We start from the raw sequence: 20,899 nt of genomic DNA, 5'->3' as shown, positions 1-20,899 counted from the left end.
GTTCCTATGCCTATATTAGAATTAGCTTTTAAAATTTTATTAGATGATGCTTTAAATGGGAAGGTTGAAGCTTTAAATAAATGGGAAGAACATGCAGAGGCTCATCTTTTCACCACGGAACAAATAAAACAAGCTTTGGGTGTGTTCCGAGCGTGCGACGGGTCCTGTCTTTTCAGAAAAAGCAATGCTCTTTTTCTAGAAGCAGTATGGTACCACTATGGTTTGCTAGACGATTCCGGCCATAGCAAAACAATCCTTTATTATGAAGCGTCTATCAAATTAGGTCATAGCACAGCTATGAATAATCGCGCCGCTATGCATGTACGGGGCGAGGGGGGCGAGATAAATTCTGCTGAGGCATGCCGGCTTTATGAAGCGGCTATCGAATTAGGCAATGCCATGGCAATTTATAATCGTGCCTATATGCATGCGCATGGTTTGGGCGGTGACAAAAATTATAGAGAAGCCCTTGCACTTTATAGAGAATACGAAAGCAAAACCCATGTAAAGCTTGATATAAGTGATCTTCACAAAAAAATAATTACTGAATTAAAGGGAAACCATGAGCTTGGCAATTTATATGCCCAAATAGACCAGATGTTTCAGCATGGAGAGGCGATTGGTTCTGCAAAAGGAGAGAGGGTAAAAGCACATGCCAAAAATCTTGAAGCCAAGCTGGATGCGTTTCTCCTTAAGCATTATGAAGGCAACAGTCTAACCGGTGAGAAAGAACAAGCGTTTAAGGCTGAATTTACTCAATATCTGCATAGCAAAGACAAAGACATGGGAGAGCATAGAGCCGTGTGGAAACCCATTATTGCCAATATCCTGATCGCATTAACTGGCATTGGTTTTGTGGCGCTTCTTGCCAAAATAATTGCCCATGCGCTTACAAGTCATATCAATAAGACGGATTTTTCACTAAACAAGGCTTGTTTTTTCGCAGAAACTCGCACCCAATGCTTGGCTCTGGAAATCGAGCAGGCGAATAATTGGACTTTATGTAAGGCATAAATAAATAATACGTCAATGAAATGGCCGAAAGCTTTGAACCCTTGATTAGGAAATGATGTAAATAAAATTCTTGAATTAATTTAAACGCTCTATTGCTGTATTTGTATCTCCGTTGCAGGAAAGCGACTTAAGTCTTTACCTCTTTATCCTTAAAAATTTCCTACTTTAAGCCGAAGATCTTGTTTTTTATGGATTAAATGCGAGTTTTGTTGTATAATTATTGCCTATTTTGTTTTTTAAAAGATGACTATGACTATTTTAAACTTTCAATGTTTATTGAATGATGCCTTAAACGGTAAAGAGGAAGCTTTAAATCAATGGAATACACACACCATCGCTCATGATTTCACAGAAGAAGAAATAAGCCAGGCGCTTAAAGCATTTGCGGCAGTTGCAGCGACGGATTCCAAAAAAAGCTATGCCTTATTTTTAAAAGGCTTATGGTGCGAAAATGGCTTGCTAGAAGATGAGGATTATAGCGAAACAATTTCCCTTTATGCGGCAGCCATTGAATTTGATAATACGGCTGCCATGGTTCGTCGCGCCTACATGAACCAGGAAGGGATGGGTGGCGATGTAAACTATGCTGAAGCGATCCGCCTTTATGATAGAGCTATTGAACGCGGAAATGCTGATGCGATGAATAACCGTGCCAATATGCATGAGAATGGACTGGGTGGTGATGTAAACTATGCTGAAGCGATCCGTCTTTATGAAATGGCCATCGAGCTCGGCAATGCGGCTGCCATGAATAACCGTGCCTTAATGCATGCATTGGCCAAGGGGGGAGTACGGGATTATAAAGCTGCAATCCAGCATTTTGATGCAGCCATCAAGCTTGGGCATGCTTCTGCCATGTGTAATCGTGCCCACATGCACCAGAATGGATTGGGTGATGAGATAAATTATGCTGAAGCTATCCGTCTTTATGAAGCCGCTATCGAACATGGGGATGTTCCTGCCATACTTAGACGCGCTTTTATGCATCAGGAAGGTTTGGGAGGCGCCAGGAATTACAGAGAGGCTCTTTCCCTTTATGAAAAATATGAAGAGGAAACGGGAGAAGAAGCAGATGGCTTGCAGGATTGTCGTAAAAAAATAATTAGCGAATTTAGAGAAACCAACAAAAAACTTGACAATTTATACGCGCAAATAGATAAGCTGTCGCAGCATGGAAAAACAATTGGTTCCAGGAAGGGGGAGATGGTGCAAGTGCATGCTCAAGAGCTTGAATCCATGTTGAATGCATTTATTCTTACCTATTATAAAAATGACACAGTACCGAGTTGTGAAGAAGAGCAGCTTTTTAAAGCAAATTTTATTCAATGTTTAAAAAGCAAAGATAAAGAAATGGGGGAACATAGAGAAGCATGGAAGCCCATTGTTAATAACGTCTTGATTGCACTAACTGGTATTGGCTTTGTAGCACTCCTTGCCAAAATAATTACCCACGCGGTTACGAGTCATCTTAATAAAACCGATTTTTCATTGAACAAGGCTTGTTTTTTTGCAGAAACTCGCAGCCAACGTTTGGCCTTGGAAATTGAGCAGGCGAACAATTGGTTTTATGCAGGGCATAATTAACAAGACGTCAATGCAAAGATTCAAAGCTTGAATCTTTGCATTAGCTGTGATGCAGATAAAATTCTTTAATTAGCTTAAAACGCTCTATTGCTGGTACGTATTTGTAATGATTGGCTGCAGGAAATTGACTTAAGTCTTTACCGCCCCGTTGCATCTGGTGCTTTAGTATTTGCTCAAGCGTTTTCTTGCGCCCATTTCTCAGAATTTCATATAACACCATAAACGTGCTGGTACGGCCAGAGCCGCCGCGGCAGTGGAAATAAAGCCAGGTATCAGCTGGCACAGTTTTTATGAAGTCTTCAAACGCCTGGACTTGTAATTTGTCAGGTGCCATGTGATCCGTTACATAAAATCGCTTATACCGAAGTCCCAATGCACGCACCAATTCTTCTTCAGAAGCCACTTCACGAGGTTGCAGCCATACGGTTTCCAGCGGTTTGATTGCACCTGAGAATTCTTTGTGAAGTTTTGTGTGCACTCTAATGGTTGCTTTATTTTTTATATCGAGGAGCAGCTTTCGCTGTACTTCCTCTACTGCATCTGGGAGTTTGTTTTTATTAGCCCAATTCCTAAAACCAAACCAGCTTATCGGCATGCCAGCCACAAATCCATGCGATTCTTTTCGTAAATCCACCACAATAATAGGCGCGTTAATTTGATTTTTGATGCGCAAAAGTTGTGCATGCGTAAACTGGCCGCTGCCAATAGCTCGTAATCCATTATTCTTTAATATGCGAAAGCGCTTGGGAAATGCTTGTGCGCCATCATTGTCCAGAACGAGGTAAGGCATTGGATAAGCATCATTTGCCGCAAAGAAAAAAAAATACGCCGCGACTAGAAACCCAAAAACTCTGCGTAGTAATAATGCAGGCTTAATCAACATTCAGGTAAATTGACGGCTAAACCGCCCATAGACGTTTCTTTATAAATGCTTTGCATGTCCATGCCGGTTTGTTTCATTGTTTTTATGACTTTATCCAGAGAAATTTGATGCTGTCCATCTCCGATTAAAGCCATACGCGATGCATTAACCGCTTTGACTGATCCCATGGCGTTTCGTTCAATGCAGGGGATTTGCACTAATCCTAAGACAGGATCGCAAGTCATGCCCAAATGGTGTTCCATAGCGATCTCGGCAGCATTTTCAATTTGCTCTACAGTGCCACCCAAAACAGCAGTCAATCCTGCTGCGGCCATGGAGGAGGCAACACCAACTTCTCCCTGGCATCCTACCTCAGCCCCGGAAATCGAAGCGCCTTTTTTGTAAAGAATGCCAATGGCTGCGGCCGTCAAGAAATAAATCATAATATCTTCCTTACTCATTTTCTCATGGGCTTCTTGACAGTATTTTAAGACCGCAGGAATAATGCCGGCAGCGCCATTTGTAGGTGCGGTAACGATGCGGCCACCAGCAGCATTTTCTTCATTAACAGCCATTGCGTATAAATTCAGGCGGTTCATGATGTCGGATTGTTCGTAAATACTGGTTACGCCTTTTTTTTCATTTAATTTTTTATATAAATCAGGGGCGCGTCTTTTCAAATTTAAGCCGCCCGGCAGTGTCCCTGGGTGATGGCAGCCGCTTTCGATGCAATTATCCATGACCTTGGCGATAGCAAGAATGCCCGTTTGAATTGCATTTAAATTACGCCAGCTTAATTCATTAGCCAGCATGAGCTCCGCAATGGATAATTGATGTTGCTTACATAATGAGAGTAATTGTGCTGCAGTATCGAAAGGATAGGGTATGCGAACGCTTGCTGTACTGGTTTGCTCAAAATCTTCTTCGGTGGTTATAAAACCGCCGCCAATGGAATAATAAACTTGCCTTAACAAAACTTTGCCATCAGCATCCAATGCAAAAAAACACATGCCATTGCTGTGTTTTGGTAAAACTTCTTTCTGCAGGAAAATAAAATCTTCCTGTTCACGGAAGAAAATATGCTTCTTGCCACCGAGATAAAGGGTCTGCGTTGCTAAAATTTCTTGCATGCGAGGAATCATGCTATCGGGAACTACCGTTTCAGGTAATTTGGCTTCCAATCCATTTAAGATGGCTTTGTCGGTGCCATGCCCTTTACCGGTTAATGCTAAAGAACCATATAATTCAATGCGCACGCGATTGGTTTGGTCAAAAAGGGAATTTTTTTCTAGCAGCTTTAAAAATTCATTAGCCGCCAACATCGGGCCTACGGTGTGTGAGCTGGATGGCCCAATGCCAATGGAAAATAAATCAAATAAGCTGATGTTCATGAATTAACTCAACAGAGTAGTTTTTGCCAACGGTATAAGATGAATCTTAGCACACTAATGGATGCCGGGTTAATACTCGCAGGCAGAATGAGATACTCATTTTATGCAGTGAAAACTGAGCCATTTGCTCACGGTTAACATGCTTGCAGCCAAGCCTTTTTTTGCAGAGTCAGCATCAATTTCTGGGAGGAATTTGTCATTTCTATTCATTTTATCGATAATGCAAGCATTTGTACTGAGATAAAATATGATGATTGCAGTTTATGGGGCAGGTTATGTTGGTTTGGTGTCTGCTGTTTGCTTTGCCAAACTTGGGCATCAAGTGATTTGCGCGGATATCAATAGCGACCGGATCAAGCAATTAAATGCAGGTGAGTGTCCTATCTATGAAGAGCAATTACCGGAATTATTAAAAGAGCAATTGTCTTCCCGGCGCTTACATTTTACTTCTGAGCCCGCGCTGGCAATTTCCAAAGCCAATGTCCATATTATCGCCACCGGCACCCCAAGCTTGCCAGACGGCAGCGCCGATTTATCGCAAGTGTTCGCTGTGGCAGTACAGGTTGCCCGTGAAACGGAAGCGGATGCTTTACTGGTTACTAAATCTACAGTACCAGTAGGTACTGGCACTGCCATTGAAAAGCTGGTGCAAGAAGAATTGGCTCGCCGCGGAAAACTACATCGCATTGATGTAGCATCAAATCCTGAGTTTTTGCGTGAAGGAAGTGCCGTATACGATTTTTTAAATGCCGATCGCATCGTAGTCGGTGGTAATGAAGCTGCACTGAAAAAATTACAAAAATTGTATCAACCGCTCACTTCCCAAGGGATTCCCCTGGTGCAGATGAGTCGGGTTTCCGCAGAACTGACAAAATATACTGCCAATACCATGCTCGCCTGTCGGATTAGTTTTATGAATCAAATAAGCAATATTGCAGCTGCAGTAGGTGCTGATATTGATGAAATTCGCGAGGGTATCAGCCTTGATCACCGGATTGGCCCTCATTTTTTGCAAGCCGGTATAGGGTATGGCGGCTCATGTTTTCCGAAAGATACGCGCGCGCTTATCCAAACCGCCCGCCAGCTTGGGATGAATCGAAGTTTGCTGGCAGCCATAGAAGAAATCAACCAATTACAGAAAGGCTGGGTGGTTCAGCAATTGAAAGCCCATTTTCATGATGAATTGCAAAACCTTACAATCGGTATTTGGGGCCTGGCGTTCAAGCCTGGAACGGATGATTTACGTGAAGCCAGCAGTTTGGTAATTATTGAATCTTTATTGGCAGCGGGTGCTAAATTACGCTTATATGATCCAGCCGCGATGCGATCATTGCAAAAACAAGCTGAATACTCTCCGTCAGTGGCTTGGTGCAATTCTGCCGAGCATGTACTTGAAGGTGGTGTCGATGCCTTGGTGATTGCGACTGAATGGCCGGTTTTCAGGGAATTTCCCTTATCGGTTCTTGCTCGATTGTTAAAGACTGCACCATTGTTTGATGGGCGTAATTGTTTTGAGCCGATAAAAGTGCAAATGGCCGGAATATCTTCTTATTATTCTGTGGGTAGACCCCACCTATTAGGCAAGGATATCAACAATGCAAGTTAAAAAAGCTGTTTTTCCTGTCGCAGGTTTAGGTTCGCGCTTTCTGCCGGCAACCAAAGCCAATCCGAAAGAAATGCTTCCCATCGTGGATAAGCCTCTTATCCAGTATGCTGTTGAAGAAGCAGTACGCGCTGGCATGACGCATATGATTTTTATTACCAGCTCCAGCAAACGTTCCATCGAAGATCATTTTGACAATCATTTTGAATTGGAGACTCGTTTAGAAGAGCAAGGCAAGGAACAATTACTGGCTTTGGTTAAGAATATCTCCCCCCCCGGGATCCAGTTTACCTACGTCAGGCAAAACCAGCCTTTAGGGTTAGGCCATGCTATCCTTTGTGCCGAGCATGTTGTCGGCAACGAACCATTTGCTGTTTTACTGGCAGACGACTTGATTGATGATTTGCAATCGCCATGCCTTGCTGCTATGGGCGAATATTTTATGCAGGATGGTGATTCTGTTATCGCGGTGCAACCGGTGCCCTGGGAAGACATTCATCAATATGGGGTAGTCAGCCTATGCGATCATTCAATCCATTACTCTGCCATCCAATCGATTATTGAGAAACCGAGCAAAGCCCAGGCTCCTTCTAATTTAGCGGCGGTTGGGCGTTATATTTTCACTCCTGCAATTTTTTCATGTTTAAAGCAAACGCAAGTTGATCACCGCGGCGAAATTCAACTAACAGACGGCATACAACGATTATTGCTTCAGGAAAAAGTACATGCTTACCTTTTCCGTGGCAAACGTTATGACTGTGGTTCAAAATTAGGCTATTTACAAGCTACTGTAGAATTTGGTTTACGCCATGCAGAGATTGGAGACGCCTTTGCTGCTTATTTGCAAGAATTTAATAGGGAGCATGCATGTGCTTTATCCGATTGATCTTATGGTAATTTGTACTTGGCGTACCGGTCGATCTCTGGCAAGATCCAACTGATTTGATTACTCCAGTGAGGGACTATGAAAGTTTTGGTTGCAGTGAAGCGCGTGATTGATCCTTATGTAAAAATTCGGGTTAAGGCAGACCAGAGTGGTGTGGAAACGTTAAACGTTAAAATGTCCATGAACCCTTTTGACGAAATCGCTGTGGAAGAAGCAATTCGATTACGGGAAAAAAATCAAGCTGCGGAAGTTATTATAGTCAGCCTAGGCAGCGATGCTTGTCAGGAAACTTTAAGGCATGGTTTAGCATTGGGAGCGGATAAGGCTATATTAGTGCGTACAAACCAAACGTTTTGCAGCTTGAATACAGCAAAAATTCTGCAAAAAATAGCTGATAAAATCCAACCTGCCCTGATTATCATGGGCAAGCAATCAATAGATGGCGATAACAATCAAACCCCGCAAATGCTGTCTGCTTTGTTAAATTGGCCGCAAGCTACCTATGCGTCAAAAATTGATTTAAATGACGGCTGCCTTCATGTCACGCGCGAAATTGATGGCGGTCTGGAAACTTTGGAATTGGGATTGCCGGCATTAGTTAGCACTGATCTTCGCTTGAATGAACCGCGTTATGCCAGTTTGCCCAATATTATGAAAGCCAAGCAGAAACCGTTGGAAGTGATCGAGCTTGACAGTTTAAGCTTAACGCTTAACAAACACATCGAAGTATTGAGTGTAAAAGCGCCTCAGACACGCAATGCGGGAATAAAAGTGGATTCTGTACAAGAGTTGATGGATAAATTACAACACGAAGCCAAAGTGCTTTGATAGGGAGAAACAGTGAGCGCTTTAATCCTTGTTGAACATGATAATGCCAATCTTCATCCTTCAATACGTAATGTATTAACGGCCGCATTACAGCTAGACGATAAACCAATACTGCTTGTTGCAGGATATCATGCAAGTGCGGTAGCCGCACAGGCAGCAGCCTTGGCGGGCGTTCATGCCGTTTGGTATGTGGATCATGCTGATTACGAACACCAACTGGCTGAAAATGTCAGTCTTTTGCTTGCTGATGTGGCTGCCTCATTTAATTTCATTTTGGCGGCTTCAACTTCATTTGGTAAAAATATATTGCCACGGGTGGCTGCTTTGCTCGATGTGGCGCAAGTATCGGACGTGACGAAAATTTTGGATCAAAATACATTTGAACACCCCATTTATGCAGGGAATGCGATCGAAACAGTCCGCGTCATGGATAGCAAAAAAGTATTAACCATACGTCCTACCGCTTTTGATGCAGTGGTTACAACCCAATCTCCATGTTGTATTGAACATATTGAAAAAATATTTCCGCAAGAAAATACAAAGTTTATCAGCCGCGAACTCAGCCAATCGACCCGCCCTGATTTGGCAAGTGCTAAAATTGTAGTTTCCGGAGGCAGAGGATTACAGAGTGCAGAAAAGTTTAAGTTGGTTGAAGAATTGGCTGATGCTTTGGGTGCTGCAGTTGGGGCTTCACGCGCTGCTGTAGATGCAGGCTTTGTTTCCAATGATTATCAAGTTGGCCAGACAGGCAAGGTGGTTGCCCCCACTTTGTATATCGCAGTTGGGATTTCAGGTGCGGTGCAACACTTGGCAGGGATGAAGGATTCAAAAATAATTGTGGCCATCAATAAAGATGCCGACGCCCCCATATTCCAAATTGCCAATTATGGCTTGGTGGGCGATCTGTTTGAATTGATACCACAGCTTATTGATGCAATAAAACAAAGAAGAATGGAGTAATAACGCATGTTAGTGGGTGTACCTAAAGAAATTAAATCACAAGAAAATCGGGTCGGCCTTGTTCCGGCAAGTGTGCGCGAAGTAGTGCGCGCCGGCGGAGAAGTTTTAGTAGAAACAAACGCAGGGCTTGGGATTGGTATCAGCGATGAACATTATCGCGCAGCAGGGGCAGAAATTGTTGCAACTGCCGATGAAGTATTTGCTCGTGCCGAACTGATTGTAAAAGTAAAAGAACCGCAACCCATTGAATGTAAACGTTTGCGGGAAGGACAGGCTATTTTTACTTATCTGCACTTGGCTCCTGACCCACAACAAACACGCTTGCTTAAAGAATCAGGCGTCACGGCTATTGCCTATGAAACCGTGACTCAAAATGATGGTGGTTTGCCTTTGCTAACGCCTATGTCCCAGGTTGCCGGGCGTATGTCCATCCAGGCTGGGGCGCATTGTTTGGAAATGGCGCAAGGCGGCAGCGGCGTGCTGTTGGGGGGCGTTCCTGGTGTATCCCCAGCTAATGTCGTAGTAATTGGAGGCGGAGTTGTTGGCACGAATGCGGTACGCATGGCTATGGGTATGGAAGCGCACGTAACTGTTCTGGATAAGTCTTTATCACGCTTGCGGGAATTGGATTTCCAGTTTGGCTCAAAATTAAATACCATTTATGCGACCGCGGAATCCTTGGAACAATATGTAACGGCAGCGGATTTGGTGGTTGGCGCGGTACTGGTTCCTGGCGCTGCTGCGCCGAAGTTGGTAACGCGTTCGATGCTGCGCGCCATGAAACCAGGTTCAGTCGTGGTGGATGTTGCCATCGATCAGGGCGGATGTTTTGAAACAAGCCGTCCGACTACTCATCATGAACCTACTTATATGGAAGAAGGGGTGGTGCATTACTGTGTGGCGAATATGCCAGGTGCTGTCCCTAAAACGTCCACGTTTGCCCTTAATAATGCGACATTACCTTTTGTCTTAAGTTTAGTTACCAAAGGCATAAAACTCGCATTATTAAGTGATGGCCATTTGTTAAACGGTTTAAATGTGCACCAAGGCATGGTTACCTATGAAGCTGTTGCGCGCGATTTAGGATATGAATATGTCGCTGCTACGGATGCTTTGGCGAGATAATTTTTAAAGGCAGCAATTGCTGCCTTTTGCAAGCGTTATCTTAAGTCAACTGACCATGCAAGGAATTTGGCTGTTGGAAATAAATAAAGGCACAGCATAGATGGCACCCTGGCTTAAAACTCTCTAACACAGACAAATTTCCACATTTTCCTGATTGATAATATCTACTGCCCATAACCTATAGTAAAATAATGCTTTTGGCTTTAGAAATGACAAGAAAGTGGTTGTATAAAACAGTTTTTCTTTTAATATTTTTCCCGTTCCAGAGTTATAGCTGGAATGCTTTAGGGCACCGTTTAATCACTGAAATGGCGTATCAACACCTCACTTCGCACGCTAAAGAAACGTTCAATGCTTATAATCTTGCGCTAAACAAAATTTATCCTCAACGTGATTTGATTGAAGCTTCGGTATGGCTCGATAAGATGCGTTTTTATGAAGTCCACTGGTATGATAAATTGCATTATCTTAATTGGTTTTTCTCCGAAGAAAGAGTAAATAAACCGCTTAGAAATCAAGGGATTAATGCATTATGGGCCGTGCGGCAGGCAAAACGTACTTTATTGAGTTCCAAGGCTAGACCTATTGATAAAGGGCTTAGTTTACGTATTTTATTGCACGTAGTGGGTGATATACACCAACCTTTACATGTAGCCACGCGCGTTAATACTCGTTTTCCCAAAGGCGATCGGGGCGGAAATTTGGCACTTTTAGGGAAAAATCCAGTTGCCGATAATCTCCACGCTTATTGGGATAAAGGCGGCGGATTTTTAATCAAACCTCGCTATACGCAAGCAGAAGTAAAGAAACTGGCAGCAGCATTAGAAAAAGAATGGCCATGCCGTTTGGATGCGATCGATAAAAATCCCAAGCACTGGGCAAAGGAATCCTACCATGATGCCACGCATTATGCTTATGTCATTATGGATCAGCAAGTTCCTTCCAGCGAGTATCAACAGACAACGCAAAAAATAACCCGGCAAAGACTTGCTTTAGCAGGTTGCAGGTTAGCAGCCGTGTTGAATCAAATTGATGAAGACTTGAGCCAGCAAACAATAGTCAGCCGTAAAACAAAGCGCTATAAAACCAAAAGGGCTTAATAACGATAATTTGATTAAGTCTGCAGGTGAATATCAAGCCTTTTATTCTTGCCTATTTACTACCCTGGCTGATTAATGTGATATCATCACATTTTTTATATTCTTTTTCGCTAATGAAAATTAAGTTTTTTTTCCTCAGTTTATTATTCAGTTTTTCTGCAGTGGCAGCACCTCATTTCATGCCCGCCAAGCCTTCGTTCAAAACTCATTATGCAAGCAATGCTGCTGATTTATGTGCGACGGCAAAAGAAACATTAGCCTATTTAAATCGGGGAGAAGCTTATGATCCAAAGGTCATCCATGCAGGCAAAGTGTTGCGATTACCATTGCAGCGCGTAAAAGAAACGCTAATGTTTATTTGCCGGCATCAAAATAAGCTGCATGATCCAGCTTTTATTGAAAAGCATTTTGAATTTATCCGTTGGTATCCAGATATGGAGCAATGCAAACCATTGCAATCTAAAAAAACGCTGGTAGCTAATTTACCAAGCGATAAAATTTTAATGACCAAGTATTATATTCACCGTGCCAAAGCATCTGATAAACGAACGCCGCAGTATCCTTTCCCTTTGTATGCCCTTCCAGAGGATGAAGCCTTGTTGACAATCGATGAAGCCAATGCAAGGAAAGAATTGCTCCGTTTTCAATATGGTAAACAAGCTATATTAAAAGGGGCTTTACGCAACAAACCTGTTCCCGTGCTTGCCTATTTAAAACGGGATGATCTCGAAGCTGCATTAATGCAAGGCACTATAGTTGCAGATTTTGTCGGGACAAAAGCGCAGGAAAAAATTTTCAATGTTAACCGCAGCAATAATATTGCTTATGATAACGCTAAAAATCCATTCGCACAGGAGCGTTACTGGTATTTTAAAAAAGTAGATGGTATTAAAGGTTATGGTAAAGATGCCAAAGAGAAAATTACCGTCAACAGCGAAGTAACGTTTGCAGCCGATCTTGAGCAATTTGGTTTGGGCAAGCTCCTCATGGTGCAATATGCAGACAAAGCTGGGGAAGTGATAACCAGGATTGGTGTATTGGCGGATACCGGAGGCGCTTTCCAAAATAATCAATACCAAGTAGATTTTTTGGCAGGCAGTTATGCCGGGAAAGAAGCTTTTTATCGTGCTACCCAGCATTTGCCTAATTATGTTGCGGCTTATTTTATGATATTGAAACAATAACATGAAAATTTTAATCCATCTCCTATGGTTTTTCAGTTCCTGCATACATGCATTCTCATGCCACGATGCGCAGATCATTCAGCAAAAGCCCATACAATTTGATCAAGAGCGGATTGAATTGACCCGCCAATATCAATTAACTCATTATGGGATTGATTCCAAATCCATTGAAATTGAACCCAGGATCATTGTATTGCATTGGACAGGGATCCCCACGGCTGCAGCTACGTTTCGCGTGTTTAATTCACCTACCTTTCCGAAAAATTCCCCTCGTATTAAAGAACTTCCTGGCAGTTTAAATGTATCCAGCCATTTTTTGGTGGATCAAGACGGTACCATCTATCAATTAATGCCGGATAACTGGATGGCGAGGCACGTCATTGGTCTTAATTATTTTGCTATCGGTATTGAGAATGTAGGGGGGATGAATGACCAGGATGATTTAACGGACGCGCAGGTGAGAGCGAACGCATTTTTGGTATGTTATTTAAAAAAGAAATACCCAAGAATCAACTACATTATTGGCCATAGGGATTATTTGAAATTTAAGGATACTCCTTTCTGGCTGGAGCTTGATCCGGATTACCATACCGATAAGAAAGATCCGGGGCCAGTTTTTTTAGACAAAGTGATGAAGCTAGTCGACTAAATTGCTATATCACAAAATTGTTTTCCTGTTGTTCAGAATCTTGCAAAATAGCATCAATGGTCGCTATCTTACAGGTGAGATTTCTTCTAATGTCATCATAAATAGCAGCGTAGTTACTGCAATAACCCCGGATTTTTTTTGCCAAGGAAACTTTATCAATCACTGTATTTTTTTCTAGATATTCAATACCACCTCGAATGGTATGAAACAGAATTTTTTTCAGGAGCTCATGCAGTGCTGCTTGCTGCGGATATTTTGCCAGAATCTCATCGGCCAATGAAAAAATTTTATCTTGTTGTGCGGTTTTTCGGCAGCTCATGATGATTTTAAGATAAAGCTCGGTTTCATCTTTAGGGTAATGCGATGCAATAGGAAAGGAAGTGTATGAAGATAATGAACCCATGTACGCTCTGTGTGCAATGTAAAATTTATTGTTTTGCTGCAATAAATCACCAATCCGATTCAAGGCAACAGCTAGGGTAAAAGTTTTTATTTTAATGTCTTGCCGCTCTTTTTTAAAATCTTCAGAAAGATGCAAGTAAGCCATTGTAAAAGCTTGTTGTATTTCTATGAGTTCTGCTATCAATCCCTTTGGTTTGTAGGAGCTTAGCTGAATACACCCGTTTACAATAACCGTATTATATTTTCGCAAGGTTTGATTATAAGTGATTAAAGCGTCTAGCTTGTGCATCATGCTTTGCCATGCCATCTCGTCATTTCCTTGCTCAAATAGTTTTTGATAAATTGCTTTTGCATATAATTGTCCGTGAAAAGCTTGTTCATTTAATTTTTTATAAAAATTAATCAGGGAAGAGCGGTGTGATTCCAGAAACGGATTAAGCTGCAGTAGATACGTTTTTTCATAGAAATTGATAATTTCCCCATGTCGTTTTTCCAGGTTATGGATCATTAAATCAATCGATTTAAATGCCAGTTTTAATGCATTGCCATGGCGATAATCCGCTCCCATTTGCCCAGTACCGGCAATCAATACAGTGGGGAAATTCATATCTTGAAAAACAAATTTGTTTAACTCATCAGGCTCGACTTTGAATAAGCATAAGCGTGGTTTTTTTAGATATTTTTGGGGCGGCGGTAGTTCCTCATAAAAAATATCCTTATCTCCTATGCAGAAAAGAACAGTTTGTAGCCATTTTTGTGCTTTTTCTCTGAATAAATCATTTGGGCACTCCACATACATTGCAAATTTATTTTTACCAAAAGTATGGACGCGTAGTTGCGGGTAAATAAATTCTCTCCAGCCTTCCTGCTGCAAGCGTTGCATAGCCAGCACGTATTTTTTCGGTGCAATTGCCATGGGATCAAATTCCTTGATTCGCAAAGCATCTTCTTCACTCATTCTTACATAGGCAAGGAAATGTTGTTTGATGGTTACATCGGTAATGATAGTGATTTGGAAAGGGGAGGGGTGCACCAGACTATTAATTTTATGGGCCAGAATTCTTTTATAGCCTGTACAATCAAAGACATGGCTACAAGGTAAAAATTCTTGGGTTTTTTCCTCGTTTACAACACAAATTCCTTTGTTATTTCCGGTTGCAAAATCCACAAATTCTTTATTTTCGAAACGAATATTAAGCTTGAGTGCATAAGCATATAATGCCCGTTCCACATCTTTCAAATGAACATTTTTTTCAGCATTAGGTAAAACTTCCAAATTTAAACGTTCTTTTATGAGGGTTAAAATTCTACGATCAATGAGCCCTGGCCGTGTATAAATTCCGGCGCGGGGATCAAAGACAAGCACTGAAATTCCTTGCCGGGCTAATAATATGGACGTGTATAAGCCACTTATTCCAGCTCCAATAACCACTGTATCCATGTTGACTGCATCAGGTAGCGTGAAGGTAACTTAAATTCTTGATCATCTGCACTGGATTATCTATGGCTCATTCCGCTTAATTTCAGGATGAAGCTATAAACCCTGATGAATGCGTTGCATCATCAGGGTTTATACAGCGCAATTTTAAATTGCATTAGTCAGGTTGTTTGTAACGAGGCAATGACAGCGCCTAAAAAGCGCGTAGCTTCACCACCCGTTACAGCACGGTGATCAAAGCTTAACGACAGCGGCAGCAGGCGGTGGGCTGCAATTTTTCCATCCACGCATACAGCGCCCTCATATAACCGTCCCACGGCAAGGATAGCTACCATCGGCGGTACAATGATGGGGCTTGCAAAACGTCCGGCAAATTTGCCGAAATTTGACAAGGTGATGGTTGCACCTTTTAATTTATCTGCGGGTACACTGCGTTCACGTACGGATGTTTTGAAATCATTAATGATTTGACGTAATTCTTCTGCAGAATGTTTACCGGCGTCATGAATAACGGGTACAAAAAGCCCATCTTCTGTATCCATAGCCAAGCCCAAATGCACTTCTTTAAAACAACGGCGCGCACCCTGTTCTTTGTCAAACCAGGCATTTAAAGCAGGCTCTTGTTCGCTTGCATCGACAATAGCCTTAATCAAGCGCGCCGTAATGTCGGTTTGCGTTTTCCAGCACTCGATGTCAGCTTCATCAAAAATACTGACCGGCACCACTTCCTGATGGGATTGCACCATGCTATTGAGCATGGCACGCCGTACGCCGCGCAATGGTTCATAGCCATCCTTGGGTTTGGATTTTTGCTCGGCAGCGCGTTGTACATCTTCCCTGGTGATCACCCCATGTTCACCCGTTGCCGTTAAAGTGCTTAAATCAATGCCAAGTTTCTTGGCCAGCATGCGTACAGCTGGCGTGGTTTTGATGCGTTGCCTGGCAGTCTGGGAAGTGCCTATGGTGAAGTGATCTTCACTGATTTCATGGCTCTCTTCAAGATTACCGACGACAGTACCTTTATCTTTAACGACATGATCTTCCGCAGAAGCGAAAGCGACTAACGGTTCACCTGTTTTAATGACATCACCCGGTTTACCAAAAAATTTGACAATGGTTCCATCCTGGGGGCAGGGCACATCAACCACCGCTTTAGCGGTTTCCATTGAAACCAAGGGTTGATCAGCTTTTACAGTATCGCCTTCTTTTACAAACCACTCATGAATTTCAGCATCCGGTAAACCTTCACCCAAATCAGGCAAGTTAAAAATTTTCATGATGACTCCATTATGCTTAAAACACTATCCTTGATGCGGTTGACGCTTGGAATATAGTGTTTTTCCAATTGAAAGTAGGGCATGACGACATCATACCCGGTAACCCGTTGCACCGGTACCAGTAAATCAGCCAGGCAATTTTCCATAATCTGCGCAGAAATTTCTGCACCTACGCCACCTGTTTTTGCCCCTTCATGCACAATAACGCAACGACCGGTTTTTTCTACGGAAAGTAAAATGGTTTCAATATCCAAAGGTTTGAGAGAAGCCACATCAATCACTTCACAAGAGATCCCTTCTTCGCCCAATTGCTTGGCGGCTTGCAATGTTTCATGCATGCTGGCACCCCAACTGATGAGAGTGACATCTTCCCCTTCCTGTAAAGTAAAACATTTACCCAAGGGTAAAGCTTGCCCATCATCAGCTACGGGTTGTTTTACCAGGCGGTAAATACGTTTAGGCTCAAGAAAAATGACGGGATCAGGATTGCGGATTGCTGCAAGCAGCAAACCATAAGCGCGCTTGGGCGAGGAAGGGATGACTACTTGCAAGCCAGGAATATGGGCAAACAAAGCTTCTGTGCTTTCTGAGTGATGTTCAGGCGCACGAATTCCGCCGCCAAAAGGTGCACGGAATACAATAGGACAATGCAAGCGGCCGCGCGTGCGGTTGCGCATCCGCGCCGCATGAGAAATAATTTGATTCATGGCAGGATAAATAAAACCCATGAATTGAAATTCAGCTACGGGTTTTAAGCCTTGCACAGACATGCCAACTGCCAAACCCGCAATCATGGATTCTGCCAGAGGGGAGTCAAACACGCGTTTCTCGCCAAAGCGTTCTTGCAAACCAACGGTTGCTCTAAAAACACCACCGTTTTTGCCAACATCTTCACCAAATACCACAACATTTTCATCATGTGCCAGTTCATAGGCTAAAGCCTGAGTGACAGCTTCGACCAAGGTAATATCAGCCATGAGCGAATTCCTCCATTGCAATTGCTCTTTGCTCAATCAAATAATCAGGCAATTCGGCATAATGATAATCAAAAATACTGGTTATAGGTTGAGGGGGGCGATGCAAATACTCTTCAACCGCCTGTTGCACATCTTGAGCGCATTGGTTTAATAATTCTTCTTCCTGCTTTTCATCCCATAAATTTTGCGCCAGCAAAAATTGTTTAAAGCGGCGTATTGGCTCATTCAACTCAGCTTCTTTGACCTGGGTCTGTGGTTGATAGCGGGTTGCATCATCAGCTGTGGTGTGATCGCAAAGGCGATACGTGATGGCTTCAATTAAGGTTGGTCCCCCGCCGCGGCGTGCTTGTTCAATGGCATCGCCCACGGCAGTGCGCACGGCGAGCACATCGTTGCCATCCACTTGTTTTCCTGCAAATCCTCCGGCAATAGCTTTTTGGGCAATGGTCTGCGTATGAGTTTGTTTTTCAATAGGAACAGAAATGGCCCAACGATTGTTATTGACTACAAATACCACCGGTAAGTTCCATACCCCGGCTACGTTAATGGCTTCGTAAAAATCCCCTTCAGAAGTCCCGCCCTCGCCAATGCAAACGACAGCAACCCGAGGCTGCTTACGGTATTTAAATGCGAAAGCGATTCCACAGGCATGCAAGCATTGTGATGCGATGGGGACACAGATAGGCAAGTCTTCAGAATTGCACGAAAATTGGCTGCCGCGCTCGTCTCCTCCCCAATAGGCTAAAATTTCGGACATTTTTACGCCACGCTGAAATTGCGCGGCATAATCACGATAATAAGGAACTAATACATCTTCTGGTTGCATGGCGTTGCCAATAGCTGTGGAAATGGCTTCTTGCCCATTGATCGGGGCATAAGTACCCATCTTGCCGGTACGTTGCAAAGCAATGGCTTTCCTATCAAAAGTACGCGTTAAAACCATATGACGATAGAGAGCAAGCAAGGTTGATTTATCTTGCGCAAAAGAGGGCAGGGTGCCGCAAATTTCTCCTTTGGCATCGAGAATTTGCGTATAGGGTATTTCAAAGCGGGCAACAATTGTTGTCAAGGCTTATCTCCTTTAAGCTACACGTCGCCATAGAATACTCATATTTCCAGGCAAAAACCAGCGCTGCTCTAATGCAGCAATGGGCAGCTATTTTCTGTTTTAAAAGATATGTTAGCATCTGCAGGCGCTCTGACGACAAATGAATTTAGGGAAAAATATGCAACAGGAACATAAAAGTGATCTCCATTGTCATTTGAATGGAAGTTTTAGCGATGAATTCTTAGAGAAAACAGCGGTTAAAAACGGATGTTTGCAAGTATTTGCGGAGTTAATGGAAGTGAAGGAAAAATATTTTCAACTTACCAAGCAACAGCCGCAAGAGGGTTTTTCTCTCGACTCCATTAATTTAATTTGGAAACAATTTGCCCTGGTTCACAAAATTGTGCGGGATTTGGAAGACATAAAAAACGGCGTCGTCGATGTGGTTTCGCATTCAGTTAAGTATCTGGAAATTCGCACGACTCCTAAGGAAATGGGCAATGGAACCATTGAGCAGTACATTGAATCATTTGAACAAGGGTTAATTGAGGCGAACCAAGTCCATAAAAATAAAAAAGCCGTGGGTTTATTAAGTTTGGATAGAACGATACACACGGTGGAAGATGCCAGGCGCTACATTCATTATATAAAGAAAAGCCCGCATGGCGTCCTGGTCGGCCTCGATATTTCCGGTAACCCAATTGCCAAGCGTACGTTAAGCGGTAAAGACTTGGAAAAAGTGATTCAATTGGCTTTTGCCAATCAACTTCCCATTGCAATCCATATGGGGGAGTGTGATAGCGGTATTGAACGTCAGGATACAGACATTGTTTTGGCTGCCATTGAGCAATTTGCCATAAGCGAAGCGCGCTTTAAACAAGGTAATCCCTTGCATGGCAAAGTGCGCTTAGGTCACTGCATTTTTCTTTCAAAAGAACAGAAAGAGAAAATCAGGGAATTGCAAGCACCAATAGAGGTTTGCCCAACGTGCCACAGCAAATTAAATTGGCATCTTGAAAAATCAGTGCATCCGGTAACCGAGATTTATAATGACATCAGCGCTCCCATTATTCCTGGCACGGATGATGCCGGTATCTTTGGTTCTTCAGGAAAAAAAGAATTTGCAAAATGCAAATCACTTTTTTTTAACAAACATCAACTGGAAGACGATGACATCAAAAATCATCAGGCGAAGTTTCGCTTTTCCAATCCATGATAATTTAATAGATAAGCTAAATATTAAGGCTATGTATTTTATGGCATTATTGCCGCTTTACATATTAGAAATTACATGAAATCAATAACAAAAGATGAGATAAATCCTGATGCCTCGATGGGCCTTCCACTAGCGCCTTTACCTTTTTACAGGATTATAAGAAAGGAAAAGCATTCTGAGTTTCATATAACTTCTCGGGGAGAAATTTTCGCATCAGGATATAACTTATTTGGACAATTGGGAGCAGGTAGTCAAGGTAGGATAAATGGACTGCAAGAAATCAAAACAACTGCTGCAATATGCAATGTTGCCCTAGGCGCTCACCACACGATTATTTTATCCTGCAAGGGTAAATTATACGCTGCAGGAAGCAATCATTTTCATCAGCTTGGGATAGCTGGAATTGATAAAACTGGTATTTTTAAGGAAATAAAATTTTTAGCAGGCAAAAATCCAGGCGTCAAATTGATTGCAGCAGGAGTTTTCCACAATCTTGCTTTAACCATTCATAATGAATTATATGTTTGGGGCAACAATAGTCGTGGCCAATTAGGATTGGGGAATGAACAAACAATTACCACTCCTAAAAAAATATCAGCAGAAAATTTTGCTGGCGAAGAAATTGTTTCCATGGCTGCCGGACTTTCCTTTAGCGTCATACTCACCAACGCAGGTAACGTTTATACCTGTGGTGATAATAGTTCCGGGCAATTAGGACGCCCAGGAGAACCGGGTAAATTTATGCCGGTTGCGGGTTTAGACAATATCAAAGCGATTGTGACCGGTGACTATCATGTATTGGCTTTAACTCGTCATGGAGAACTTTTTGGCTGGGGATACAATGGTTTGCATCAGATTGATAATAGTGCAACGAAAGAATTCCTCTCACCTAAACTCATATGTAATTCGGTGGCTGCTATCTTTTGTGTGGCGGATCTATCCTTGATTTTAACTGAGAATTCACCACAAGCCTGCTTCATTAAATTGGAAAACAATCCATTTTCCATTGAATGCCGTGGAAAAATTGCAGACTTTACGAGCCAACAACTTCATGACTTAAAAGAAACTATGATTCAGCAATATGTTTATGATAAACAACAGAAATTAAACCAATTAGCAGGTGTTGAACAAAGTTCTTCATACACGGATATCAAGTTTTTCTTTGGCTATCGAAAAAAAGGCAAAATTTCCTTGGATGAAGAAAAATCTTCTACCTACAGCCAATTGATCCCTAAGGGCTTCTAATTCACAGGGTAGCGCAGGTGTTTAATACTGTCGCCCTGATTTATTTGGAGTTCTTTCCATTTATTGCAAATTTGTGCCAGTCAATGGCACTTACGCGAATCAAAGTAAGT

The 20,899-nt window shown here is 42.5% G+C and carries 18 protein-coding genes; 12 read left to right on the top strand and 6 right to left on the bottom strand.

Annotation, left to right across the window (positions count from 1 at the left end; translation table 11 throughout):
* Nucleotides 1-6: 6 nt before the first annotated feature.
* Together ELY11_RS04120 and ELY11_RS04115 are read left to right on the top strand one after the other, a co-directional pair.
* A complete protein-coding gene (locus ELY11_RS04120; RefSeq protein ID WP_127032577.1) occupies nt 7-1,014 on the top strand; it encodes a tetratricopeptide repeat protein in 1,008 nt (335 codons plus the stop codon).
* Nucleotides 1,015-1,263: 249 nt separating this feature from the next.
* Nucleotides 1,264-2,598: a tetratricopeptide repeat protein gene (locus ELY11_RS04115; protein ID WP_158614963.1), complete on the top strand. Its 1,335-nt coding sequence runs from the start codon at nt 1,264-1,266 to the stop codon at nt 2,596-2,598.
* Nucleotides 2,599-2,638: 40 nt separating this feature from the next.
* Here the strand turns inward: ELY11_RS04115 and ELY11_RS04110 are convergent, their stop codons facing one another.
* Both ELY11_RS04110 and ELY11_RS04105 read right to left on the bottom strand, forming a co-directional pair.
* On the bottom strand, nt 2,639-3,388 hold the full coding sequence (locus ELY11_RS04110) for a phosphatase domain-containing putative toxin (RefSeq protein ID WP_158614964.1): 750 nt from the start codon (nt 3,386-3,388) through the stop codon (nt 2,639-2,641).
* 86 nt (nt 3,389-3,474) lie between these two features.
* Entirely contained in the window at nt 3,475-4,851 is a 1,377-nt protein-coding gene (locus tag ELY11_RS04105) for an L-serine ammonia-lyase (RefSeq protein ID WP_127032576.1), read from the bottom strand.
* 247 nt (nt 4,852-5,098) lie between these two features.
* Here ELY11_RS04105 and ELY11_RS04100 point away from each other — a divergent pair, with 247 nt between their 5' ends.
* From ELY11_RS04100 to ELY11_RS04065, 8 genes are all read left to right on the top strand, one after another.
* Nucleotides 5,099-6,457, top strand: coding sequence for a UDP-glucose dehydrogenase family protein (locus tag ELY11_RS04100; RefSeq protein ID WP_126953485.1), 1,359 nt, complete (start codon nt 5,099-5,101; stop codon nt 6,455-6,457).
* Nucleotides 6,447-7,340 carry a UTP--glucose-1-phosphate uridylyltransferase GalU gene (galU, locus tag ELY11_RS04095; RefSeq protein WP_127032575.1) on the top strand — a complete coding sequence of 298 codons (894 nt, stop codon included), beginning with the start codon at nt 6,447-6,449 and terminating at the stop codon, nt 7,338-7,340. The genes ELY11_RS04100 and galU overlap by 11 nt, the downstream gene beginning before the upstream one ends.
* Nucleotides 7,341-7,418: 78 nt before the next feature.
* Nucleotides 7,419-8,168 (top strand): electron transfer flavoprotein subunit beta/FixA family protein, encoded by a 750-nt coding sequence (locus tag ELY11_RS04090; RefSeq protein WP_126953487.1) that lies wholly within the window; start codon nt 7,419-7,421, stop codon nt 8,166-8,168.
* A 12-nt stretch (nt 8,169-8,180) separates the two neighbouring features.
* Nucleotides 8,181-9,128 (top strand): electron transfer flavoprotein subunit alpha/FixB family protein, encoded by a 948-nt coding sequence (locus tag ELY11_RS04085; RefSeq protein WP_126953488.1) that lies wholly within the window; start codon nt 8,181-8,183, stop codon nt 9,126-9,128.
* 6 nt (nt 9,129-9,134) lie between these two features.
* Complete coding sequence (ald, locus tag ELY11_RS04080) at nt 9,135-10,253, top strand: alanine dehydrogenase (protein ID WP_126953489.1); 1,119 nt, start codon at nt 9,135-9,137, stop codon at nt 10,251-10,253.
* Nucleotides 10,254-10,462: 209 nt separating this feature from the next.
* Nucleotides 10,463-11,353 (top strand): S1/P1 nuclease, encoded by an 891-nt coding sequence (locus ELY11_RS04075; protein WP_158614965.1) that lies wholly within the window; start codon nt 10,463-10,465, stop codon nt 11,351-11,353.
* Nucleotides 11,354-11,466: 113 nt separating this feature from the next.
* Complete coding sequence (locus ELY11_RS04070; protein ID WP_126953491.1) at nt 11,467-12,537, top strand: MltA domain-containing protein; 1,071 nt, start codon at nt 11,467-11,469, stop codon at nt 12,535-12,537.
* A 1-nt stretch (nt 12,538) separates the two neighbouring features.
* Nucleotides 12,539-13,186, top strand: a complete 648-nt coding sequence (locus tag ELY11_RS04065; RefSeq protein WP_126953492.1) for a peptidoglycan recognition protein family protein — start codon at nt 12,539-12,541, stop codon at nt 13,184-13,186.
* Nucleotides 13,187-13,190: 4 nt separating this feature from the next.
* On the opposite strand, the gene ELY11_RS04060 is transcribed toward ELY11_RS04065, so the two are convergent.
* From ELY11_RS04060 to pdhA, 4 genes are all read right to left on the bottom strand, one after another.
* The gene (locus ELY11_RS04060) at nt 13,191-15,029 is read right to left on the bottom strand and encodes an FAD-dependent oxidoreductase (RefSeq protein WP_127032574.1); all 1,839 of its coding nucleotides are present in this window, start codon (nt 15,027-15,029) and stop codon (nt 13,191-13,193) included.
* Between the two features lie 158 nt (nt 15,030-15,187).
* Nucleotides 15,188-16,303, bottom strand: a complete 1,116-nt coding sequence (locus ELY11_RS04055; protein WP_127032573.1) for a dihydrolipoamide acetyltransferase family protein — start codon at nt 16,301-16,303, stop codon at nt 15,188-15,190.
* Nucleotides 16,300-17,280 (bottom strand): alpha-ketoacid dehydrogenase subunit beta, encoded by a 981-nt coding sequence (locus ELY11_RS04050; protein ID WP_126953495.1) that lies wholly within the window; start codon nt 17,278-17,280, stop codon nt 16,300-16,302. The genes ELY11_RS04055 and ELY11_RS04050 overlap by 4 nt, the downstream gene beginning before the upstream one ends.
* Nucleotides 17,273-18,349 carry a pyruvate dehydrogenase (acetyl-transferring) E1 component subunit alpha gene (gene pdhA / locus ELY11_RS04045; protein WP_126953496.1) on the bottom strand — a complete coding sequence of 359 codons (1,077 nt, stop codon included), beginning with the start codon at nt 18,347-18,349 and terminating at the stop codon, nt 17,273-17,275. Before pdhA ends, ELY11_RS04050 begins: the two co-directional genes overlap by 8 nt.
* Nucleotides 18,350-18,506: 157 nt before the next feature.
* Between pdhA and ELY11_RS04040 the strand changes: the two genes are divergently transcribed.
* Together ELY11_RS04040 and ELY11_RS04035 are read left to right on the top strand one after the other, a co-directional pair.
* Nucleotides 18,507-19,544 carry an amidohydrolase family protein gene (locus ELY11_RS04040; protein ID WP_158615169.1) on the top strand — a complete coding sequence of 346 codons (1,038 nt, stop codon included), beginning with the start codon at nt 18,507-18,509 and terminating at the stop codon, nt 19,542-19,544.
* Between the two features lie 75 nt (nt 19,545-19,619).
* A complete protein-coding gene (locus ELY11_RS04035) occupies nt 19,620-20,789 on the top strand; it encodes an RCC1 domain-containing protein (RefSeq protein ID WP_127032571.1) in 1,170 nt (389 codons plus the stop codon).
* The last annotated feature ends 110 nt before the right edge of the window (nt 20,790-20,899 follow it).

It is taken from the genome of Legionella septentrionalis (assembly GCF_003989745.1).
Taxonomy (GTDB): Bacteria; Pseudomonadota; Gammaproteobacteria; order Legionellales; family Legionellaceae; genus Legionella_A; species Legionella_A septentrionalis.
The sequence above is the reverse complement of the archived record's forward strand: the minus strand, read 5'-3'. Positions and strand labels throughout refer to the sequence as shown.